19 protein-coding genes are annotated in these 18,714 nt (G+C 72.7%); 7 read left to right on the forward strand and 12 right to left on the reverse strand.

Annotation, left to right across the window (positions count from 1 at the left end; genetic code table 11):
• The first annotated feature begins 27 nt into the window (after positions 1–27).
• Complete coding sequence (locus tag ACIQJT_RS20475) at positions 28–1,182, forward strand: XdhC family protein (RefSeq protein ID WP_402645336.1); 1,155 nt, start codon at positions 28–30, stop codon at positions 1,180–1,182.
• On the opposite strand, the gene ACIQJT_RS20480 is transcribed toward ACIQJT_RS20475, so the two are convergent.
• Positions 1,134–2,447, reverse strand: coding sequence for a lanthionine synthetase LanC family protein (locus tag ACIQJT_RS20480; protein ID WP_402645339.1), 1,314 nt, complete (start codon positions 2,445–2,447; stop codon positions 1,134–1,136). The two genes, ACIQJT_RS20475 and ACIQJT_RS20480, sit on opposite strands and share 49 nt — an antisense overlap.
• A 22-nt stretch (positions 2,448–2,469) precedes the next feature.
• Positions 2,470–2,901, reverse strand: coding sequence for an SRPBCC family protein (locus tag ACIQJT_RS20485; RefSeq protein ID WP_402645342.1), 432 nt, complete (start codon positions 2,899–2,901; stop codon positions 2,470–2,472).
• A 157-nt stretch (positions 2,902–3,058) separates the two neighbouring features.
• On the opposite strand from ACIQJT_RS20485, the gene ACIQJT_RS20490 reads away from it, so the two are divergent.
• Positions 3,059–3,631 carry an HAD-IIIA family hydrolase gene (locus ACIQJT_RS20490; RefSeq protein WP_402645345.1) on the forward strand — a complete coding sequence of 191 codons (573 nt, stop codon included), beginning with the start codon at positions 3,059–3,061 and terminating at the stop codon, positions 3,629–3,631.
• 3 nt (positions 3,632–3,634) lie between these two features.
• On the opposite strand, the gene ACIQJT_RS20495 is transcribed toward ACIQJT_RS20490, so the two are convergent.
• The 8 genes from ACIQJT_RS20495 to ACIQJT_RS20530 form a co-directional block, all read right to left on the reverse strand.
• Positions 3,635–3,943: a DUF3040 domain-containing protein gene (locus ACIQJT_RS20495; RefSeq protein WP_365458152.1), complete on the reverse strand. Its 309-nt coding sequence runs from the start codon at positions 3,941–3,943 to the stop codon at positions 3,635–3,637.
• 71 nt (positions 3,944–4,014) lie between these two features.
• On the reverse strand, positions 4,015–5,463 hold the full coding sequence (locus tag ACIQJT_RS20500; protein ID WP_402645348.1) for a family 43 glycosylhydrolase: 1,449 nt from the start codon (positions 5,461–5,463) through the stop codon (positions 4,015–4,017).
• Between the two features lie 229 nt (positions 5,464–5,692).
• A complete protein-coding gene (locus ACIQJT_RS20505; protein WP_402645351.1) occupies positions 5,693–6,325 on the reverse strand; it encodes a DUF305 domain-containing protein in 633 nt (210 codons plus the stop codon).
• Between the two features lie 54 nt (positions 6,326–6,379).
• On the reverse strand, positions 6,380–6,766 hold the full coding sequence (locus tag ACIQJT_RS20510) for a DUF6153 family protein (protein WP_402645354.1): 387 nt from the start codon (positions 6,764–6,766) through the stop codon (positions 6,380–6,382).
• A gap of 112 nt (positions 6,767–6,878) precedes the next feature.
• Entirely contained in the window at positions 6,879–7,490 is a 612-nt protein-coding gene (locus ACIQJT_RS20515; RefSeq protein WP_402645355.1) for a hypothetical protein, read from the reverse strand.
• 121 nt (positions 7,491–7,611) lie between these two features.
• The gene (locus tag ACIQJT_RS20520) at positions 7,612–8,319 is read right to left on the reverse strand and encodes a DUF1775 domain-containing protein (protein WP_402645358.1); all 708 of its coding nucleotides are present in this window, start codon (positions 8,317–8,319) and stop codon (positions 7,612–7,614) included.
• A gap of 75 nt (positions 8,320–8,394) precedes the next feature.
• The gene (locus tag ACIQJT_RS20525; RefSeq protein WP_402645360.1) at positions 8,395–9,042 is read right to left on the reverse strand and encodes a hypothetical protein; all 648 of its coding nucleotides are present in this window, start codon (positions 9,040–9,042) and stop codon (positions 8,395–8,397) included.
• A gap of 52 nt (positions 9,043–9,094) precedes the next feature.
• Entirely contained in the window at positions 9,095–9,310 is a 216-nt protein-coding gene (locus tag ACIQJT_RS20530) for a twin-arginine translocase TatA/TatE family subunit (RefSeq protein WP_365458172.1), read from the reverse strand.
• 265 nt (positions 9,311–9,575) lie between these two features.
• Between ACIQJT_RS20530 and ACIQJT_RS20535 the strand changes: the two genes are divergently transcribed.
• The 5 genes from ACIQJT_RS20535 to rox all read left to right on the forward strand — a co-directional run bounded on the left by ACIQJT_RS20535 (position 9,576) and on the right by rox (position 15,960).
• The gene (locus ACIQJT_RS20535) at positions 9,576–10,895 is read left to right on the forward strand and encodes a hemolysin family protein (protein ID WP_402645363.1); all 1,320 of its coding nucleotides are present in this window, start codon (positions 9,576–9,578) and stop codon (positions 10,893–10,895) included.
• Entirely contained in the window at positions 10,892–11,914 is a 1,023-nt protein-coding gene (locus tag ACIQJT_RS20540; RefSeq protein WP_402645366.1) for a hemolysin family protein, read from the forward strand. The genes ACIQJT_RS20535 and ACIQJT_RS20540 overlap by 4 nt, the downstream gene beginning before the upstream one ends.
• 153 nt (positions 11,915–12,067) lie before the next feature.
• The gene (locus tag ACIQJT_RS20545; protein WP_402645368.1) at positions 12,068–13,390 is read left to right on the forward strand and encodes a hemolysin family protein; all 1,323 of its coding nucleotides are present in this window, start codon (positions 12,068–12,070) and stop codon (positions 13,388–13,390) included.
• On the forward strand, positions 13,387–14,400 hold the full coding sequence (locus ACIQJT_RS20550) for a hemolysin family protein (RefSeq protein ID WP_402645371.1): 1,014 nt from the start codon (positions 13,387–13,389) through the stop codon (positions 14,398–14,400). The genes ACIQJT_RS20545 and ACIQJT_RS20550 overlap by 4 nt, the downstream gene beginning before the upstream one ends.
• Positions 14,401–14,535: 135 nt before the next feature.
• Positions 14,536–15,960, forward strand: a complete 1,425-nt coding sequence (gene rox / locus ACIQJT_RS20555; RefSeq protein ID WP_402645373.1) for a rifampin monooxygenase — start codon at positions 14,536–14,538, stop codon at positions 15,958–15,960.
• A gap of 235 nt (positions 15,961–16,195) precedes the next feature.
• On the opposite strand, the gene ACIQJT_RS20560 is transcribed toward rox, so the two are convergent.
• Both ACIQJT_RS20560 and ACIQJT_RS20565 read right to left on the reverse strand, forming a co-directional pair.
• Positions 16,196–17,842, reverse strand: a complete 1,647-nt coding sequence (locus tag ACIQJT_RS20560) for a purine-cytosine permease family protein (RefSeq protein WP_402645376.1) — start codon at positions 17,840–17,842, stop codon at positions 16,196–16,198.
• Positions 17,843–18,235: 393 nt separating this feature from the next.
• Positions 18,236–18,598: a winged helix-turn-helix domain-containing protein gene (locus ACIQJT_RS20565; protein WP_365458193.1), complete on the reverse strand. Its 363-nt coding sequence runs from the start codon at positions 18,596–18,598 to the stop codon at positions 18,236–18,238.
• Positions 18,599–18,714 lie beyond the last annotated feature (116 nt).

Here is an 18,714-nt window from a genome sequence, read left to right on the forward strand (position 1 = left end):
CGCAACCGCTGTTAAGGAGACCGAGACATGCTGGACATCGCCGACGAGCTGCACCGGTGGGTCGAGCAGGGACGTGACTTCGCCGTGGCCACCGTGGTGGCCGTCGGCGGCAGCGCACCCCGCCTGCCCGGCGCCGCCCTCGCGGTGGACGCCGACGGCACGGCGATCGGCTCGGTCTCCGGCGGCTGCGTGGAGGGCGCGGTGTACGAACTGTGCCGACAGGCCCTGGAGGACGGGGAGCCGGTCCTCGAACGCTTCGGCTACAGCGACGAGGACGCCTTCGCCGTGGGTCTGACCTGCGGCGGGGTCATCGACATCCTCGTCACCCCGGTCCGGGCGGGCGATCCCGTCCGTGCCGTCGTCGCGACGGCGCTCGAAGCCGCGGCGGGGGGCCGGGCGACGGCGCTGGCGCGGATCGTCTCCGGACCGCGCGAACTCGTCGGCCACGCACTCGTCGTACGCCCCGAGGACCCTCGCGGACACGGCGGCTTCGGCGCCCATCCCGAACTGGACCGCACCGTCGCCGCCGAGGCCGGCGCCTTCCTGGACGCGGGCCGCACCGGCACCCTGGAGATCGGTGAGCAGGGCTCGCGCTGCGGCGCCCCGCTCACCGTGCTCGTCGAGTCCTCCGTGCCACCGCCCCGGATGATCGTCTTCGGCGCGATCGACTTCGCGTCCGCGCTGGTGCGGATCGGGAAGTTCCTCGGCTACCGGGTCACCGTGTGCGACGCGCGTCCCGTCTTCGCGACCGAGGCACGCTTCCCGGAGGCCGACGAGATCATCGTCGAGTGGCCGCACCGGTACCTGGAGCGCACCGAGGTCGACGCCCGGACCGTCCTGTGCGTCCTCACCCACGACGCCAAGTTCGACGTCCCCCTGCTGCGCCTGGCCCTCAGGCTGCCCGTCGCCTACGTCGGCGCCATGGGCTCCCGCCGCACCCACCTCGACCGCAACGAACGCCTCCGCGAAGTCGGCGTGACCGAACTGGAGCTGGCGCGGCTGCGGTCACCCGTCGGCCTGGACCTCGGAGCCCGTACGCCCGAGGAGACGGCCCTGTCCATCGCCGCGGAGATCGTCGCGGCCCGGCGGGGCGGCAGCGGGGTCTCCCTCACCGGCGCGCACACGCCGATCCATCACGACGTGACGTCGGTCCCGGCCCGGCGGATCGGTTCGGTGGCCTGAGCGGACACCCGGGGCTGGTCCGGCCACGCGAAGGCGTACCCCGGATCGCCGCCCCGGCCCAGCCGGACGAACCGCAGCAGTTCACGCACGATGCCCGCGCTGCCCTGCGCCCAGTCGGTGCGGGGCGCGAGCTCGCTCGGCGTGGCCCGGTGCTCGACGTTGGACCAGCGGGCACCCTCGCCGTCCCGGACCGCGCGGGCGGTGAGGTCGGCGACGAGCGTCAGCGCGAAGTCGTACGCCTGCTGCCCCCCGGTCCGCTCGGCGGTCCGGTCGCAGGCCAGGGCGAGGACGCCGGCGGTGCCGCAGCAGCGGCCGTTGTTGTCCCAGAAGCCGGGCCGCAGCCGCCGCGGGAGCCCGGAGCGGGTGACCGTGTGCCAGCAGCGGTCGGCGAGGGCGGCCCAGGCGGGGTCGCCGTGGGTGTCGCGCAGCAGCCGGAAGATCTGGGCGTCGCCGGTGGGACCGTGGCACCAGCCGTAGCTGACCGGCTCGATCAGGTCCGGGAGGTACTGCGGGGTGGAGTGCCGCACCAGGAAGCCGTCCGGGCCGCCCTCGTCGCGGGCCACGACGTCCGCGACCCCCGCCAGCGCCAGGTCGACCAGGTCGGCGCGGCCGCTCGCGTGGCCGATCCGGGCGAGGGCAAAGGCGATGCCCAGCGTGCCGTGGGACATGTGGTGCATCCGGGCGTCCGGCCCCGGGCGGTGCGGCCAGGTGACGCCCCATGGGGTGTGCTCAGCAGCCCGCAGATAGGGCTCCACCGCGAGCACGGCGAACCCGGGGTCGCCGACCTCCAGAGCGGCCAGGCCGATCCCGCCGTTGCCGCCCATCAGCTCGAACAGCTCGCCCCAGCGCTCCCCTTCGAAGTGCGCCCGCACCAGGTCCATCGCCCGGCCGGCGGCCGTGGCGCAGGCGCTGTCGTCCAGTTCGTCGCCCAGGGTGTGCAGGACCAGGGCCATGCCGGACCGGCCGAAGTACAGCGAGTCGTCCTCGTGGCCGTCGACGGCGGCGGCCACACCGCGGCCCGCGCGCACTGCCAGGTCGGCGTAGGAGTCGTCACCGAAGTGCCGCCACGCCTCCAGGAGCACGGCGACGATCCCCGCCGTGCCGCTGTACAGGGTCGGGTCGGTCTCCTCCCGCGAGGACGCGCTCGGCCAGGCGAGTGCGCCGGTCCCCGTCTCCCGCGCGGCGGACATCAGCCACCGCAGGCCGTCCGCCGCGAGCTCCTCGACCTCGTCCACCCGTACCGTCGTACCCTCGACCGCCGTCATGGGGGCCACTGTTGCACGCGCTTCAGGTCCCCCGCAGCAGCCGGTTGAGCGTCCGTCCGAACACCGTCCGGGCCGCCGCACCCAGCAAGGCCCTGGGGAGCAGGGCCACCCGCAGCTCCTCGCGCCAGATGACGCGCGCCCGGCCGCCCGGGCCCGGATGCACCTCCAGTTCGGCCCAGCCCCGCACCACCCGGCCCCGCTTCTCCAGGCGGCACAGGCCGGAGACACCCTCCGTCGGCGGGCGCCAGACGGTGACCTCCATGGGGTCGTCGAAGCCGAGCGGGCCCCACCCCGAGCGGGCGACGACGAGCGTGCCCTCGGCCGTGGGCCCCGGCGGCACGACGGTGACGCGCGTCAGGGGGACGGAGTCGCCGTGGCGGGGCCACTCCGTGAGGCGGCGCCAGGCCTCGTCCTGCGAGAGCGGGGCCGTACGTTCGAGGAGAAAGGTGACCACGAGCCGATCTTAGGGAATCCGGCCTGCTCAGCGGGGATCTCCCAGGTGTCCCACCTGCTCGGCGCGGCCCGACGGGGCGCACCCGCCCGCATGGACCGGCCGCACGCGGTTACCCGCCGAGGGGAAGAAGTGCCCGCGAGAGCCGGGAGGTGGCCGCATGACGCGCGTGCGTACGGTGCTGTTCGACCGTGACAGCATCCTCGCCGAGGACCCGCTCGACCCCGGCAGGCTCCGTCCCGCGTCCGGAGCCCTGGAGGCGCTCGGCATGCTGCGTCTGCACGACGTCCGCACCGGGTTCGTCGCCGTGCAGCCGGACACCCGGCACGGCGGAGCCGCCGACGCCGATGTACGGGCCGTCAACCGCCGCGTCGACGAACTGCTCGGCCCCTTCGACATCTGGGGAGTGTGCCCGCACGGGCCCGACGACGGCTGCCACTGCCGTCCGCCCGAACCCGGCCTGATCCTCTGGGCGGCGGGCCGGGTGTGCACCGCGCCGGCCGACTGCGCGGTCGTCGGCACCGCCGCGGACGCCGAGGCCGCCTCCCGGGTCGGCGCCCACGGCATCCTCGTACCGGACCAGCGGACCCGGCCGGAGGAGACGGCACGCGCCGGTCATGTGGCACCGGACGTCCTGACGGCCGTACGCGCGCTGCTCGCGGGGCCGCCGCGGGGGCGGGTGCTGGTCGACGAACGGCCCATCGAGTCGGCCTTCGGGGAGGGCGAGGCGTGAGACTCAGGGTTCCGTCCAGCGGCACAGCAGACGGAACACCGCGTACAGGGTCAGGGGCCACAGGGCCGCGAAGGCCCAGATCACCGCGGGCCGTGCGGTGACGATGCCCGTCACCATGAGCGAGACGGAGGCCGCGAGCAGCAGGCCCACGGTCAGGACGTGCGGGCGGTAGTGCACCACGCGGGACAGGTCGGGCCGCCGGCGCAGCCGTCCGGTGCGCAGCCGGCGCTCCAGTCGGCGGTCGCGGCGCAGGGCGCGCTCCACCTCGTCGAGTATGCGCTGTTCGTGATCGGGGAGTCGCCCTGTCGTCACTGTCGCTCCTCGGATCCGGAGGGTCCTTCTCCTAGTGCCCGGAGAAGGACCCTCGACACCGTCCGGGGGTGTCACTGGGCGTAGAAGGTCGCGTCCCCCTTGTCGGTGGCCGTGCCCGGGGTCTGCACATACAGCAGGTAGTCGTAATGCCGGAGATAGCGGCCCGGGTAGTTGGAGGACTCGTACGACACTCCCGCCGCGTCGGCGAGTCCGGCCCGCGGGAAGAAGCCGGCGTCGGAGGCGAACGCCGCCGACCCGTCGTTCTTCTCCACCCACACCTCGAAGTTCCTGTGCCGCAGGTAGTAGCCGGGGAAGTTGGCCGACTCCAGGGAGACCGTGCCCGTGCCCGCGAGCCCGGGTACGACCCTGAACTGCGAGTCGGCGAGCGGCGAGACGTTCGCCTCGATCTTCGCGCGGTACTCCCAGTGCCGGACGAACCGGTCCGTGAAGTTGTACGACGAGAAGCGCTTCGGGGTGACGCCGTCGGCGACCGGGATGCCGAAGTCCGGGGTCCCGTCCGCCTTCCAGTAGACCTTCTGCACGCGGGTACGGCGGTTGGGGTCGTTCAGCGGGTCGCCGCTGATGTCCTTGTAGCCGCGGTCGTGGTAGACGAGGACGTCCGACTTCCCGTCCTCGGAGACGGTGAAGGAGTTGTGGCCCGGTCCGTACTGCGAGGTCGCGGCGCTGGACCGGAACACCGGGCTCTGGCTCTTCGTCCAGGACGCCGGGTTGGTCAGGTCGGCCGTGGCGGACGCGGTCAGCATGCCCAGGCAGTAGTTGGCGTCGGTGGCGGACGCCGAGTACGTCATGAACACCTTGCCGCCGTGCTGGATCAGCGCCGGGCCCTCGTTGACCTTGTAGCCGATCGTCTCCCAGGACAGGGTGGGCTGCGACAGCTCGGCGGGAGTCCCGCTGATCGTCCAGGGGTTGGACATCTTCGCGAGGAACAGGCTGGTGTTGTTGTTCTCCGCCGGGTTGCGCTGTGCCCACGCCAGATAGCGCACACCGTTGACGGCGAAGGTCGTGGCGTCCAGCGAGAAGCTCTCCCACGTGGTCCTGATCTGGCCCTTCTCGGTCCAGGTCGCGGTCAGCGGATCGGCGCCGGTGCCTTCGAGGACGTACATGCGGATCGCCCAGACGTCACTGGTGGAGCCGGCGGCGAAGTACACGTACCACTTGCCGTCGATGTGGTGGATCTCCGGAGCCCAGATGTGGGCCCCCATGACCCCGCTGGAGTGCTTCGTCCAGATCGTGGTCTCGGCGGCTGTCGACAGCCCCTGGATCGTGGTCGCCCGGCGCAGCACGATCCGGTCGTACTCGGGGACGGTGGCGGTGAAGTAGTAGTAGCCGTCGGTGTGCTTGAAGATGTGCGGGTCGGCCCGCTTCTCGGCGATCGGGTTGGTGTAGGTCACGGCAGGGGAGTCGGGCACGGCGGCGTGCGCGGTGGCGCCGGGGCCGGCCAAGGTGGCGGCCAGAGCGACGAACACGGCCACCAGCAGCCGAACTACGGTGCTTCTCAAGGGAGTTCTCCGTCCGCGGTGGAGCAGTCGGCGATCGACCGGCGCCCTGCGATGCCGACTGTCCGTCGTCTCGTCCGTGATATCGAACGAGGTTCGTAACTTCGGTCAGAAGATAGGGGTGCGTCATGCCCTCGTCAACGCTTTCGACAGCCGACCCGAGGGCGGTCCCGTGCCGGAGGCCACGGTGCCCGCACCGGGTGGCACGGGCACCGTGACGGGAGGAGAGGTGTCAGTCCTCGCCGAGGAGCTTCTTCATCTCGCTGATCTCGGCGTTCTGCGCGGTGATGATGTCGCCGGACATGGCCTTGGCTGCCGGGTGCTCACCCTTCGCCTTCTCGGTGGTGGCCATCTCGACGGCGCCCTCGTGGTGCTCGACCATCATGGTCAGGAACATGGAGTCGAAGTCCTTGCCGGACGCCTTCCCCAGTTCCTCCATGTCGGCGCCGTCCATCATCCCGGCCATGCCGGAGTGCGCCGAGTGGTCCATGCCGGGCATCGCCTCGGGGACCTGCTCGCCCCACGTCTTCAGCCAGCCGGTCATGGTCGTGATCTCCGGGCCCTGCGCCTTCTCGATCCGGGCGGCGAGGTCCTTGACCTCGGGGGAGGAGGCCCGTCCGTCGGCCAGTCCGGCCATCTCCACGGCCTGCCGGTGGTGCGGGATCATGCCCTGGGCGAAGGCGACGTCCTGGGCGTTGTGGGCGCCGGCCGAGGACCCGGCCGACGTCCCGGCGGACACCGAGGGGGACGGGGCGGACGAGTCACCGGCCTCGCTGTCGCCGCCGCACGCCGTGAGGGTGAGGGCGGCGCTCACGGCGACCGCCGCGAGACAGGCACGGCGGATCAGGGTACGAGTGGTGCGCATGCTGGAACTCCAGTGCTGTGAAAAGGGATCTGGACGTGGCGGAGCACGTCGTGTCTAGATCCGCAGGAGCTGGAGTTCCGCGAGGGAGGGCGGCGCGCGGGCACCATCCGGGGGCCCCGCCGTCCGGCAGGACAGGTCGACGGTGCTGGGGGAGTCCCCCGAGGGGTCGGGCACGAGCGCCGGCAACACGGGCCCACCGCTCACGGCCCCCGACGCACAGGTCGCATCGGCGTGGTGCAGGTGGCCCGACCCGCAGCCGTCGTGGCAGACCGTGTCGGCGACGGCGACGGCCGCCGTCATGTGCGCCGACCCGTCCTCGTGCCCGCCCGTACCGCCACCGGGGGCCAGGGCGTGCATGCCGAGCACGCCGATGAGCAGTCCGAGCAGGAGCAGCGCCCGCCACAGGGGCGGACGCGCGGTGGGCTGCTCGGAGCGGGTCATCGGGCACATCCTAAGGGCGGGCTGTGCTGCGGCCGCGTATTCAGGGAACCCGGGCGGTCGCGAGGGGCGCGCGGTACGGCCGGGCGATTCCCGCGCGGACGCACCGTCCGACTCAACGACCTGTTCCGGCGGGACCAGACGACGCCACCACACAGCTCGGCGCCTCGGGCGCGTCCTCGGCGTGCCGCGTCAGCGCGCAGACCGTGCGCAGGGCGACCTTCCAACTGCCGTCCTGGAGTACGGCCGCCCCCGGGCCGCCGGTGTCCAGCCGGCGGCCCTCGCGCGTGAGGTCGTAGGCCACCTCGGCGTGCACGTCCGAGGTGTACGTCACGGAGGTCACCTCGGCGCGCAGCCGGCCGCCGCTCGGGTCGCGGAAGAGGTTGTCGATCATCAGGGCGTTCTCGTCGCCGTCCTCGACCACGTCACTGCGCTGGTCGAGGGAGGACTTCGGGTCGAAGAGGACGGTCCACGCCGCCCGGATGTCCTGCCCGGCCCGCTCCGGGTCCGAGGGCGCGGTCGCGGGCGGTGTCGGGGAGGCGGACAGCGAGGGGGAGCTGCCGGGCGTGGTCGGGCCCGGCGAGCCGGTGGCGGAGGGCCGGCCCGTGCGGGAGGCCCCCTCGTCACCGCCGTCGCCGTCGTCGCAGGCCCCGGTGAGGACGAGGGCGGCGACCGTCAGGGCCACCGCCCAGGCTCCGCGCCGTGCAGGGGAGTTCGCGCAGGTCATGGCACTCCATCTCCGGGTACGCCGTGTGGCTGGCCTACCCGGAGGCGACGGATTCATCCAGGACACGCCGGAAATCCCTGGGACGGGGGCGCGCGAGACGCCTTGGGGGCGTCCGATCCCCCTACCCCTCAGCCCCGCCCCGCCGCCGCACCGCGAGGACCACGGCGGCCGCGGCCACCACGATTCCCGCGCCGATGCCGGTCCAGGCGGCCGCGGACAGCCCGCCGTCGTCGTCCTTCGCGGTGTCGGCGGCCTGCGGGGACGTGGACGGGGAGGCGCCGGTGGCCGGGGTCGGGTCCACGGGGGAGGGGCTCTCCTCGACGCTCGCGGAGGGCGCCACCGGCTTCGCGCCCGGTGCCGCCGCCTTCAGCTTCAGGGTCGGCGCGGGGTTGTCACCGTTCTGGTCCAGCTCGATCCAGCGGTCCACATGCCCGTCGCCGTACGTCTGGAGCGTCTTGAAGGCCACTTCGTCGGCGTCGGGCAACTGGCGTACGACCACGGAGTACTCGGCGCTCTCGCCGGTCCTGAGCTCCTTGCCCCCGACGCGGTAACCGTCCTTGACCGCGGTGAACTTCCAGCCCTCGGGGCCCTCGCCGTACGTGACGTCGGCCGGGGCGATGCCCTCGGGCAGGACGACCCGTACCTCCTTGATCCCGGAGGTGTCGGACTCGGCCTCGGCGTGGAAGGAGACGGTGACGTTCTCGGCGAGGGCCTGGGCCTTGTCGGCCTCGACCTCGGTGTGGGCGGCGGCCGGAACGGCGGTCAGGAGCACGGCGGTCGCGGCCGTGGCGGCGGCGACGGACAGACGGGACAGGGGGAAACGGGACATACGGTTCTCCAGGCAGGCGGGTACGGCGGGGCGGCCGTCCGGTACGAGCAGGACGGGGACGGCGTCCCCGTGAGGTCAGGAGGCGAGCACTGCGCCCGCCGCCGGAGGACCCCGCCGCACCACTGCGTGCGCCAGCAACGGCCGTACGGTGAGCGGCCGTTCGTCGTGCGCCGGCACGAGGGCCACGGCCGCCGCCGGCCCGGGTGTCGCGGGCCGGGCGAACAGCAGCCGGGCGGCACCCAGCCGGGCCCGCACCCCGTCCACCGCCGCCGTCACCCCGCGCGCCAGCGACCAGCAGACCGCGTCCGCGCGGTGCAGCAGGACCGCGACCAGCGCGGCGACCGACGCGTGGGCCGCCGCCATGGCGAGGGAGCCGTGGAGCTGGTCGTGCCACGCCGGTCCGGTGCCGTGCCGATGTCCGCGCGGGTGCTGGGCGGCCGCCGTGACCGCCAGCCACAGATGCAGGCCCGACTGGCCCGCGACACTGCACGCGACGACCGTCGTCAGGCTGCGGGGCCGCTGCACGCCGATGAGGCCCACCGCGAAGAGCACGGCCGTCGCGGCGGCGGTGCGCGTCCAGGGCACCGGCCCCTCGGCGAGCAGGTGATGGGCGCTCGCCCCGAGGAACGCGCCGACGACGGCGAAGACCGCGGCCCGCAGAACGGGCAGCGGGGCGCGCGTGACGGTGACCGGCGGCTGCATGGCCCGCTCATCATGGATCATCGCGGGGCCGGACGGCAGGGAAACCGTCGAGCGCGTCCTCCCGCCGGTGTTCTCAGCGGGTGCCGCGCTCCTGCTCGGTGTTCCCGGGCCGCAGGACCTCTCCCTGGATGACCCGCGGCTCCGTGCCGCCCTCCCGCGCCGCACGGGCCTCCGCCTTGAGGATGCGCGCCGACCTGCCCGCCGTACGGGCGAGTTCCGGGCCCTTCTTGGCGGCGATGACCGCGATGACGACGATCAGGATGATCGCGAGCTCGCTGAGTCCGAACATGGAGAAGGCCTCCGTCAGGGTGACGCCGGAGTCGGACGAGATGTCCGCCGGACCGGCAGCGTACCCCGCGTCCCGAGCCCGGTGTCCGTACCACGGACCACCCGTGACATGCGGCGGGCGACCGCACCACTGTCCATCACTTTGCTCGTCCTTTACTATTGGGTGCGACCCGCCCCGACAGAAGGAGCCACAGTCCCGCAATGGGTGAGCCTCCCAGTACCAGCCCTGCCCCACCTTGCCCGACCGGGGAAGCGGGGGTGACCCGGTGACCGAGATCCTTCTGCTGGCGCTGGCCCTGCTCCTCACCCTGGCCTGCGCCGTGTTCGTCGCGGCCGAGTTCTCCCTGACCACCGTCGAGCGCGGTGACCTGGAGCGGGCCGCCGAGGCGGGCGAGCGCGGCGCCGAGGGCGCCCTGAAGGCCGTACGCAAGCTGACCTTCCAGCTCTCCGGTGCCCAGCTCGGCATCACGGTCACCTCGCTGGTGATCGGCATGCTCGCCGAACCCTCCCTGGCCGCGCTCCTCAGGGGACCGCTCAGGGCCGTCGGCCTGGGCGCGGCCGCCGCTCCGGTGGCGACCGCGCTGGGCGTGGCCCTGTCCACCGTCGTACTGATGGTGGCCGGGGAGCTGGTGCCCAAGAACTGGGCGATCTCCCGCCCGCTGGCCGTCGCCAAGGTGGTCGCCGGACCGCAGAGCGCCTTCACCGCCCTCTTCGGCCCGTTCATCCGCCACCTCAACGACACCGCGAACCGTTTCGTACGACGCTTCGGCCTGGAGCCGGCCGAGGAGCTCGCCTCCGCCCGCGGGCCCGAGGAGCTCGTCGCGCTCGCCGAACGCTCGGCCGCCGAGGGCGCCCTGGAGGCCGACTCCGCCGAACTGTTCGTGCGCACCCTGCACCTGGGCGAGCTGACCGCGGAGAACGTCATGACCCCGCGCGTCGACGTCAAGGCCCTCGAAGCCCACGCGACCGCCGCCGACGCCGCCAACCTCACCCACGCCACCGGCCTGTCCCGCTTCCCCGTCTACCGGGACAGCCTGGACGAGGTCATCGGCACCGTGCACATCCGTGACGTGCTCGCCCTGGAACCGGGGAAGCGGGCCGCGACCCCGGTCACCGACCTGGCCACCGCGCCCCTGCTGGTCCCGGACAGCCTCCCCGCCGACCGGCTCCTGGAGCGGCTGCGGGCCGCCCGCACCATGGCCGTCGTCATCGACGAGTACGGCGGCACCGCGGGCGTGGCCACGGTCGAGGACATCGTCGAGGAGGTCGTCGGCGAGGTCCGCGACGAGCACGACCCCGTGGAGATGCCCGACCTGCGGCCCGCCGGTGAGCGGGCCTGGGAGGCGGAGGGGTCCGTCCGCGTGGACCAGCTCGCCCGGATAGGCCTCACCGCGCCCGAGGGGCCGTACGAGACCGTGGCCGGACTGGTCGCCACCCGTCTCGCGCGCATCCCCGCCAAGGGCGACGACCTGGACCTCGACGGCTGGCGCCTGGAGGTCCTGGACGTCGACCACCACCGCGCCGGCCTGATCCGGATCACCGGTCCCGCGCGGGTGCCCGCCCAGGCCGGGGAGGAGACCCGATGACCACCGTCCAGCTGCTCGTCGGCGCCCTGACGCTGCTGACCAACGCCTTCTTCGTGGGCGGCGAGTTCGCCCTGATCTCCGTGCGCCGCAGCCAGATCGAGCCACGCGCGCGTGACGGCCACAAGCGGGCCCGGATGACCCTGTGGGGTCTCGAACACCTCTCCGCGATGATGGCCACCGCCCAGCTCGGCATCACCGTCTCCTCCCTGGTGCTCGGCGCGGTCGCCGAACCGGCCATCGCGCACCTGCTGGAGCCCGGGTTCGAGGCGGCCCACGTCCCGGACGGCCTGGTCCACCCGGTCGCCTTCGTGATCGCCCTGTCGCTCGCCACCTATCTGCACATGCTGATCGGTGAGATGGTCCCGAAGAACATCGCCCTCGCGGCCCCCGTGCCGACCGCGCTGCTGCTCGGACCTCCGCTGGTGGCCCTCACGCGCGCGCTGCGGCCCTTCGTCTTCGGCATCAACGCCTTCGCCAACGCCCTGCTGAAACTGCTGCGCGTCGAACCCCGGGACGAGGTCGAGTCGGTGTTCACCGACGACCAGCTCGCCCGGATGGTCGTCGAGGCCGGCGAGGCCGGACTGCTCTCGCCCGCCGACGGCGAACGGCTGCGGGACGCCCTGGAGCTGGGCACCCGGCCCGTCGGGGAGATCCTCGTGCCGGTCCCGAGGATGCGGACCGTCGACGCCTCGGTCACCCCGGCCCGCCTGGAGCGGGTCGCCGCCGAGGCGGGGTACTCCCGCTTCCCGGTCACCGGCCCGGACGGCACCCTGCTGGGCTATCTGCACATCAAGGACACCCTCGGCGTCACCGACCGCGACCGGCCCTTCCCGCGCTCCGCCCTGCACCCCGTCACCCGGGTCCGCATCGACACCCCGCTGGACGACACCCTCACCGCGCTGCGCGCCGACGGGAGCCATCTGGCGGCGGTGACGGGACAGACGGGGGCCGTCCTCGGGTTCGTGACCATGGAGGACGTCCTCACCGAGCTGGTGGGCCCGGCGCCGGCCACCGCCTGACCGCCCGACCGCCGGGCGGCCGCGCCGCCCGGCTGGCAGATCCGGGGAACGCCGCCTTCGTCCCGGCCGTTCACACAGCGCACATCACTACTGAAGGAGCAAGCCCGTGTCCGCCACACCGACGGACTCCCGCCCGACCCGATCGACCCGCCGTTGAGTACCACGAGTGCTCTTCTCGGCCTGCTGGCCGTGTTCCTGCTGACCGCCGGCACCGGATACTTCGTCGCCCAGGAGTTCGCGTACGTCTCCGCGGACCGGCTCGCCCTGTCCCGGGAGGCGGAGGCCGGCGACCGCAGGGCCGCCCGCGCGCTGAAGGTGCTGGAGCGGCTGTCCTTCATGCTGTCCGGCGCCCAGCTCGGCATCACCGTCACCGGTCTGGTCGTCGGCTTCATCGCCGAACCCTCGGTCTCCGCCCTGCTGGAGCCGGCCCTCACCGGCCTGGGCGTCCCCGAGGGGGCTGTCGGCGGGATCTCCGTCGTGCTGGCCTTCGTCCTGGCCACCGTCGTCCAGATGGTCCTCGGCGAGCTGGCCCCGAAGAACCTCGCGCTCGCCGTCCCGGAACGGCTCGCCAAGGCCCTCGCCCCCTCCACGCTCGGCTACCTCAAGGTCGTCGGCCCCCTGGTGCGCGTTTTCGACGGGGCGGCCGACCGCCTGCTCCGCACGGCCGGCATCGAACCGGTCGAGGAACTCCACCACGGCGCCACCCTGGAGGAGCTCGGCCATCTCATCGGCGAGTCCCACGAACAGGGCGAACTGCCCCGGGACACCGCCGAACTCCTCGACCACGCCCTGGAGTTCTCCGAGCGCACGCTCGACGAGGTGATGGTCCCGCGCGTCGACGCCGTCTTCGTGCGCAAGGACGCCACGGCCGCCGAGGCCGTCGACCTGATCGCCGAGCACGGCCACTCCACCTACCCCGTCCTCGGCGACCATCCCGACGACGTCCCGGGCGTCCTGGGCGTACGGGAGCTGATGCGCCTGCCGGCCGGCCGGCTGAGCAGTGCCACCGCGGGCGCCCTCGCCCGCACCCCGCTGCTGCTGCCCGACACCCTCCCGCTCCCGGAGGCGGTCGAGCAGATGCGGGAGCGGGACGAAGAGTTCGCGGTCGTCCTGGACGAGCACGGCGGCGTCGCCGGCATCGTCACCTACGAGGACATCGCCGAGGAACTGGTCGGCGACATCGCCGACGAGACCGACACCGTCACCGAGATCGCGGTGGCGGACGGCCCCGGCTGGCTGGTGGACGCCGGCCGCCGGCTCGACGAGGTCGCCGAGGCCACCGGTGTCGCACTGCCCGAGGAGGAGGACTACGACACGGTGGCCGGACTGATCGTCGACCGGCTGGGCCGCTTCCCGGCGATCGGCGACCGGATCACCGTCGACCTGTCCGGCGGCGGACGCGCGGTGATCGACGTACGGACGCTGGACCGGCACGTGCCGGAGCGCGTCCGCCTGGAGAGGACGGATGCGGCATGAGCTTCCCGACGGCACTCTTCGTCACCGTCCTGCTGCTGATCGGCAGCGGCTTCTTCGTGGCCGCAGAGTTCGCGCTGGTCGCCGCCAAGCGGCACCGCATGGAGCGGGCAGCGGCCGAGGGGCGGCGCGGGGCGAAGGCGGCCCTGGCCGGAATGCGCGAGCTGTCGCTGATGCTCGCCGGCGCCCAACTCGGCATCACCGTCTGCACACTGGGCCTCGGCTCGGTCTCCAAGCCCGCCATCTCCCACGCACTGGACCCGCTGTTGCACGGCCTGGGTCTGCCCAGTGCCCTCAGCTACGGCGTGGCCTTCGTGTTCGCCATGGTCGTCGTGGTGTTCCTGCACATGGTGGTCGGCGAGATGGCCCCCAAGTCCTGGGCGATCGCCCACCCCGAGCGCTCCGCGATGCTGCTCTCGCCGCCCTTCCGGGGTGTGGTCAAAGCGGTCCGGCCGCTGATCTCGCTGCTGAACAGGATGAGCAACGCACTGGTACGGCTGTGCCGGGTCACCCCGCGCGACGAGCTGGCCGCCGTGCACAACCGCGAGCAACTCACCCACCTCGTCGAGGAGTCGGAGCGCCTCGGACTGATCAGCACGGCCGACTCGGACCTGCTCACCCGGTCGCTCACCGAGCCCGAGACCCCGGTCGGCGAGCTCCGTGTCCCGGCCGCCGGGATCACCTCGGTACCGGGCACCGCCGACCTCGACGCCGTCCTGCGCACGGCCGCCGACCACGACCGCACCCGCATGCTGGTCCGCGAGGGCGACGTCGTGCTCGGTTCGCTGCACGCCCGCGACGCCCTGGTGGCCCGGGCCCAGGGCCGCACCGGCACCGCCCGCACGCTGGCCCGCCCGGTCCCGGAGCTGACCGAGGACACCAAGGTCGCCGACGCCATCGACCTCCTGCGCCGCAACCGGGCGTCCCTGGCGGTCGTACGGGACGCGGCCGGCGGGCTCACGGGAATGGTCACGCTGGACGACCTGCTGGCGCGCTATCTCCAGCCGTCCTGAACCAGGACGCACATGACCGAGGGCGAGGAGAACACCGCTCTCCTCGCCCTCTTCAACGTACAGCTCCTGGGGGGCCTTGCGGCAAGATCCCCGTCGTGCCGCACAATCGCCGTCCGAACCACGGAGGGGGATCCGATGATCGACGTGATCGTCGTCGGCGGCGGACCGACCGGACTGATGCTGGCGGCCGAACTGCGGCTGCACGGTGTGCGGGTGGTCGTGCTGGAGAAGGCGCCCGAGCCCACGGAGGTCGTCCGCTCGCTCGGCCTGCACGTGCGCAGCATCGAGGTGATGGACCAGCGGGGGCTGCTGGAGCGGTTCCTCGCGCACGGCAGGCGGTTCACGGCGGGCGGCTACTTCGCCGGCATCGACCGGCCCTGGCCGGACGGGCTCGACACCGCGCACGCGTACATCCTCGCCATCCCGCAGACCGTCACCGACCGCCTGCTGGCCGAGCGTGCCGTCGAACTGGGCGCCGAGATCCGGCGCGGCTGCGAAGTCGTGGGGCTGAGCCAGGACGGGGACGGGGTGAGCGCCGAGTTCGCCGACGGTACGCGGCTGCGCTCGCGCTACCTCGTGGGCTGCGACGGCGGCCGCAGTACCGTGCGCAAGCTGCTCGGCGTGGGCTTCCCCGGCGCACCCGCCAGGACCGAGACGCTGCTCGGCGCGATGGAGGTGGGGGTGGAGCCGGAGGAGGTGACCGCCGTGGTGTCCGAGATCCGGCGGACCCGGAAGGTGTTCGGGCTCGGGCCGGTCGGGGACGGTGTGTACCGGGTCGTGGTGCCCGCCGCGGAGGTGAGCGGGGACCGCTCGGTCGCGCCGACCCTGGAGGAGTTCAAGCGACAGCTCCGGGCGGTCGCGGGCACCGACTTCGGTGTGCACTCACCGCGCTGGCTCTCCCGCTTCGGCGACGCCACGCGGCAGGCCGACCGCTACCGGGTCGGCCGGGTGCTGCTGGCCGGAGACGCGGCCCACGTCCACCCGCCGGTGGGCGGACAGGGCCTCAACCTCGGTGTGCAGGACGCGTTCAACCTGGGCTGGAAACTGGCCGCCGAGGTGGCCGGCTGGGCACCCGCGGACCTGCTGGACAGCTACCACGCCGAACGGCATCCGGTAGCCGCCGAGGTGCTCGACAACACCCGTGCGCAGATGGAGCTGCTGTCCACCGAGCCCGGGCCGCAGGCGGTGCGCCGGCTGCTGTCCCGCCTGATGGACTTCGACGAGGTGAACCGGTACCTGATCGAGCAGATCACCGCGATCGGCGTCCGCTACGACTTCGGTGCCGGCCACGCACTGGCAGGCCGGCGCCTGCGGGACCTCACCCTCGGCCGCGGCCGCCTCTACGAGCTGACGCACGACGGCCGCGGACTGCTGCTCGACCGCACCGGGCGCCTGTCGGTCGAGGGCTGGGCGGACCGCGTGGACCACGTCGTCGACACGGCCGAGGGACTGGACGCCCCCGCCGTCCTGCTCCGTCCGGACGGTCATGTGGCGTGGGCCGGCGAGGACCAGCGCGAACTGCGGGTTCATCTGGCGAGGTGGTTCGGGACGGCGGCCTGACGTACGAGGCCCAGGCGTCCTGCACGGTACGGCCGCGGCGGGCCCGGCAGGGGCACGCGCCCGGGTCGTACCGGAGGGGTGGTGCGGCGATGCGGGGACAGGTCGGCGGTCCCCGAGCGGCGGTCGGAAGCCGAGCGGCCGCGACCGGGGAGGCCGCGGCGGCTCGGCGAGGCCGGCTGTCCCGGCGTGCGGAAGGACCGGCGTGCGGAGGGACCGGCGCCCGCCGCCGTCCGGATCAGGCCGTGGCGGGCAGCACGTGGTCGCCGGCCTTGTCCGTGCTCAGGCACAGGGAGCAGACCACCGCGTCGTGGGTGGCGCAGGCGGCCAGGTCGGGGCGCTCGTAGGGCTGCCGGCAGACGTGGCAGTCGTAGGTGACGGCGCTCGGGTTGCCGTCCGCGTCCAGCATCGGCTCGTCGATGCCGTCGCCGGTGCGGCGCAGGTAGTACCTGCCCTTGGTGACGACCGCCATCAGCGGGGTGAGGACGAACGCGATCACGGCGGCGGCGACCGGGGAGTACGGCTGGAGCGTGTCGCCCAGGGCGTGGAAGTACATCGCGATGGACAGGCCGGACGCGGCGACGAAGGACACCACGCCCACGGGGTTGACCGCGTGGAGCATGCCCCGGCGGAACTCGGGGGCGCGCGGGGAGAGTTCGAGCACGTACTTGTTGATGCCGATGTCGGTGGCGACGGTGACGACCCAGGCGATCGCGCAGTTCGAGTAGAAGCCCAGGATGTCGTTGAGGAAGCTGAACATGTCGGCCTCCATCAGGGCCAGGGCGACGCCCAGGTTGACCAGGACGAAGACCATGCGGCCCGGGTAGTGCCCGGTGAGCCGGGTGAAGGAGTTGGTCCAGGCGAGCGAGCCGGAGTAGGCGTTCGTCACGTTGATCTTGATCTGGCTGATCACCACGAGGACCACGGCCAGCGGAATCACCATCCAGGACGGCATCATCGCGTCGAAGGCGCCCTTGAACTGCTGGATCGGCTCGGGGGCCGCGCCCGGCCCCACCGCGGCCAGGATGTACACCGCGAGGAAGACGCCGATGGCCTGCTTGAGCGCGCCGAGCACCACCCAGCCCGGGCCGGCCATGACGACCGCGGTCCACCAGGTGCGCTTGTTCGCCTCGGTCTTGGGCGGCATGAAGCGCAGGTAGTCGATCTGCTCACCGATCTGCGCGATGAGCGAGAGGCACACGCCCGCGCCGAGCAGCACGGACGCGGTGTCGACCCCGCCGTCGCCGTCGGTGCCCGCGTAGGCCAGGAAGCGGTCGACGGTGCCCGGGTCGGTGGCGACCAGGTAGACCAGCGGGCCGATCATCAGCAGCAGCCAGACCGGGGTCGTCCACACCTGGAGCTTGCTCAGCGCCTTCATGCCGTAGATCACCAGGGGGATGACCATGAGCGTGGAGACCAGGTAGCCCAGCCACAGCGGGAGTCCGAGGCCGAGCTTGAGGCCCTGGGCCATGATCGAGCCTTCGAGGGCGAAGAAGATGAAGGTGAAGCTCGCGAAGATGACGCTGGTGAGGACCGAGCCGTAGTAGCCGAAGCCGGAGCCGCGGGTGATCAGGTCGAGGTCGATGTTGTAGCGAGCGCCGTAGTAGGCGAGGGGGAAGCCGGTGACGAAGATGACGACGGCGGCGACGGCGATCGCCACGAGCGCGTTGCCGGTGCCGTGGGCCAGGCCGATGCCCGCGCCGATGGAGAAGTCGGCCATGTAGGCGATGCCGCCGAGGGCGGTGGTGGCCACGACCATGGGGGTCCAGCGGCGGTAACTGCGGGGCGCGAAGCGGAGGGTGTAGTCCTCCAGGGTCTCCTTGACCGCCTGGTCGGCGGATGTCGACGGGGCTGCCGTTGCCGGCCGTGACTCTGTGGTGCTCATGTCACGCCTCCCAGGTGGAGCGGGCGGTGGGGGATGCGTGGGAGCCCCGCGTGGCGTCGTCGGCAGGCCGGGGAGTCGACGGGCCGGGACGAGCGGTCCTCGCCCTCTGTACGACTCGGTCCCACGGTCCGTCACGCTAGGGAGCGGTTGTTGCCGACGTCGCCGGGTGTCATGAACGCGACGTTGCCGGAACCTCACCGCCGCCGATGGGCGAGTCGCCGTGCGCCGCGGTGCCGGCGGGGCGGCGCCGCCGGGTGCGAGGCCGGTTCGCCCCTCGATGGAGTGGGGGGAGCGAACCGTCGACGGGCCGGTACGAGGCCGCCCTCGCGTGCCTGTCCAAGCCGACGTGCCTGCCGGGGCCCGGGCCGGGGCAGGTGCCGTGCGCCGCGGGTGTCAGGCCAGGGTGGGCCGTCGGCTGTCGGTGAGCGGGCCGTGGTCGCCGAACGGGCTGCGGTCGGCCTCGTCCTGGACGAGCAGCGAGAGCAGCGAGGCCACCGTCAGGCCCGCCTCGGCGGGATGGCGCAGCACCTTGCCGGGGTCGATTCGGTAGGTGTTGGTACGCCCCTCCCGCACGTGCGAGAGGTATCCGTCCTGCTCCAGATCGGAAATGATCTTCTGTACGGCGCGTTCGGTCAGTCGGCAGTGCGCGGCGATGTCGCGGATCCTGGTGCTGGGGTTGTCGGCGATCGCGGCCAGCACGCGCGCGTGGTTGGTGACGAACGTCCATCCGGTGTGAGGCTCGGGCACTCCATCCATGGCAGCAGTCTAGCGACCAGACATTCACGCATTCAAAAACCTGAACTTTATTTCGTGTATTAGTTGACGTATGTTGACGGCAGAGGGGAATCTGAGGGGCAGAGGCAGTGAGCACA

Origin of the sequence: Streptomyces sp. NPDC091972 (assembly GCF_044756385.1) — a bacterium.
In the GTDB taxonomy this organism is placed as follows: Bacteria; Actinomycetota; Actinomycetes; order Streptomycetales; family Streptomycetaceae; genus Streptomyces.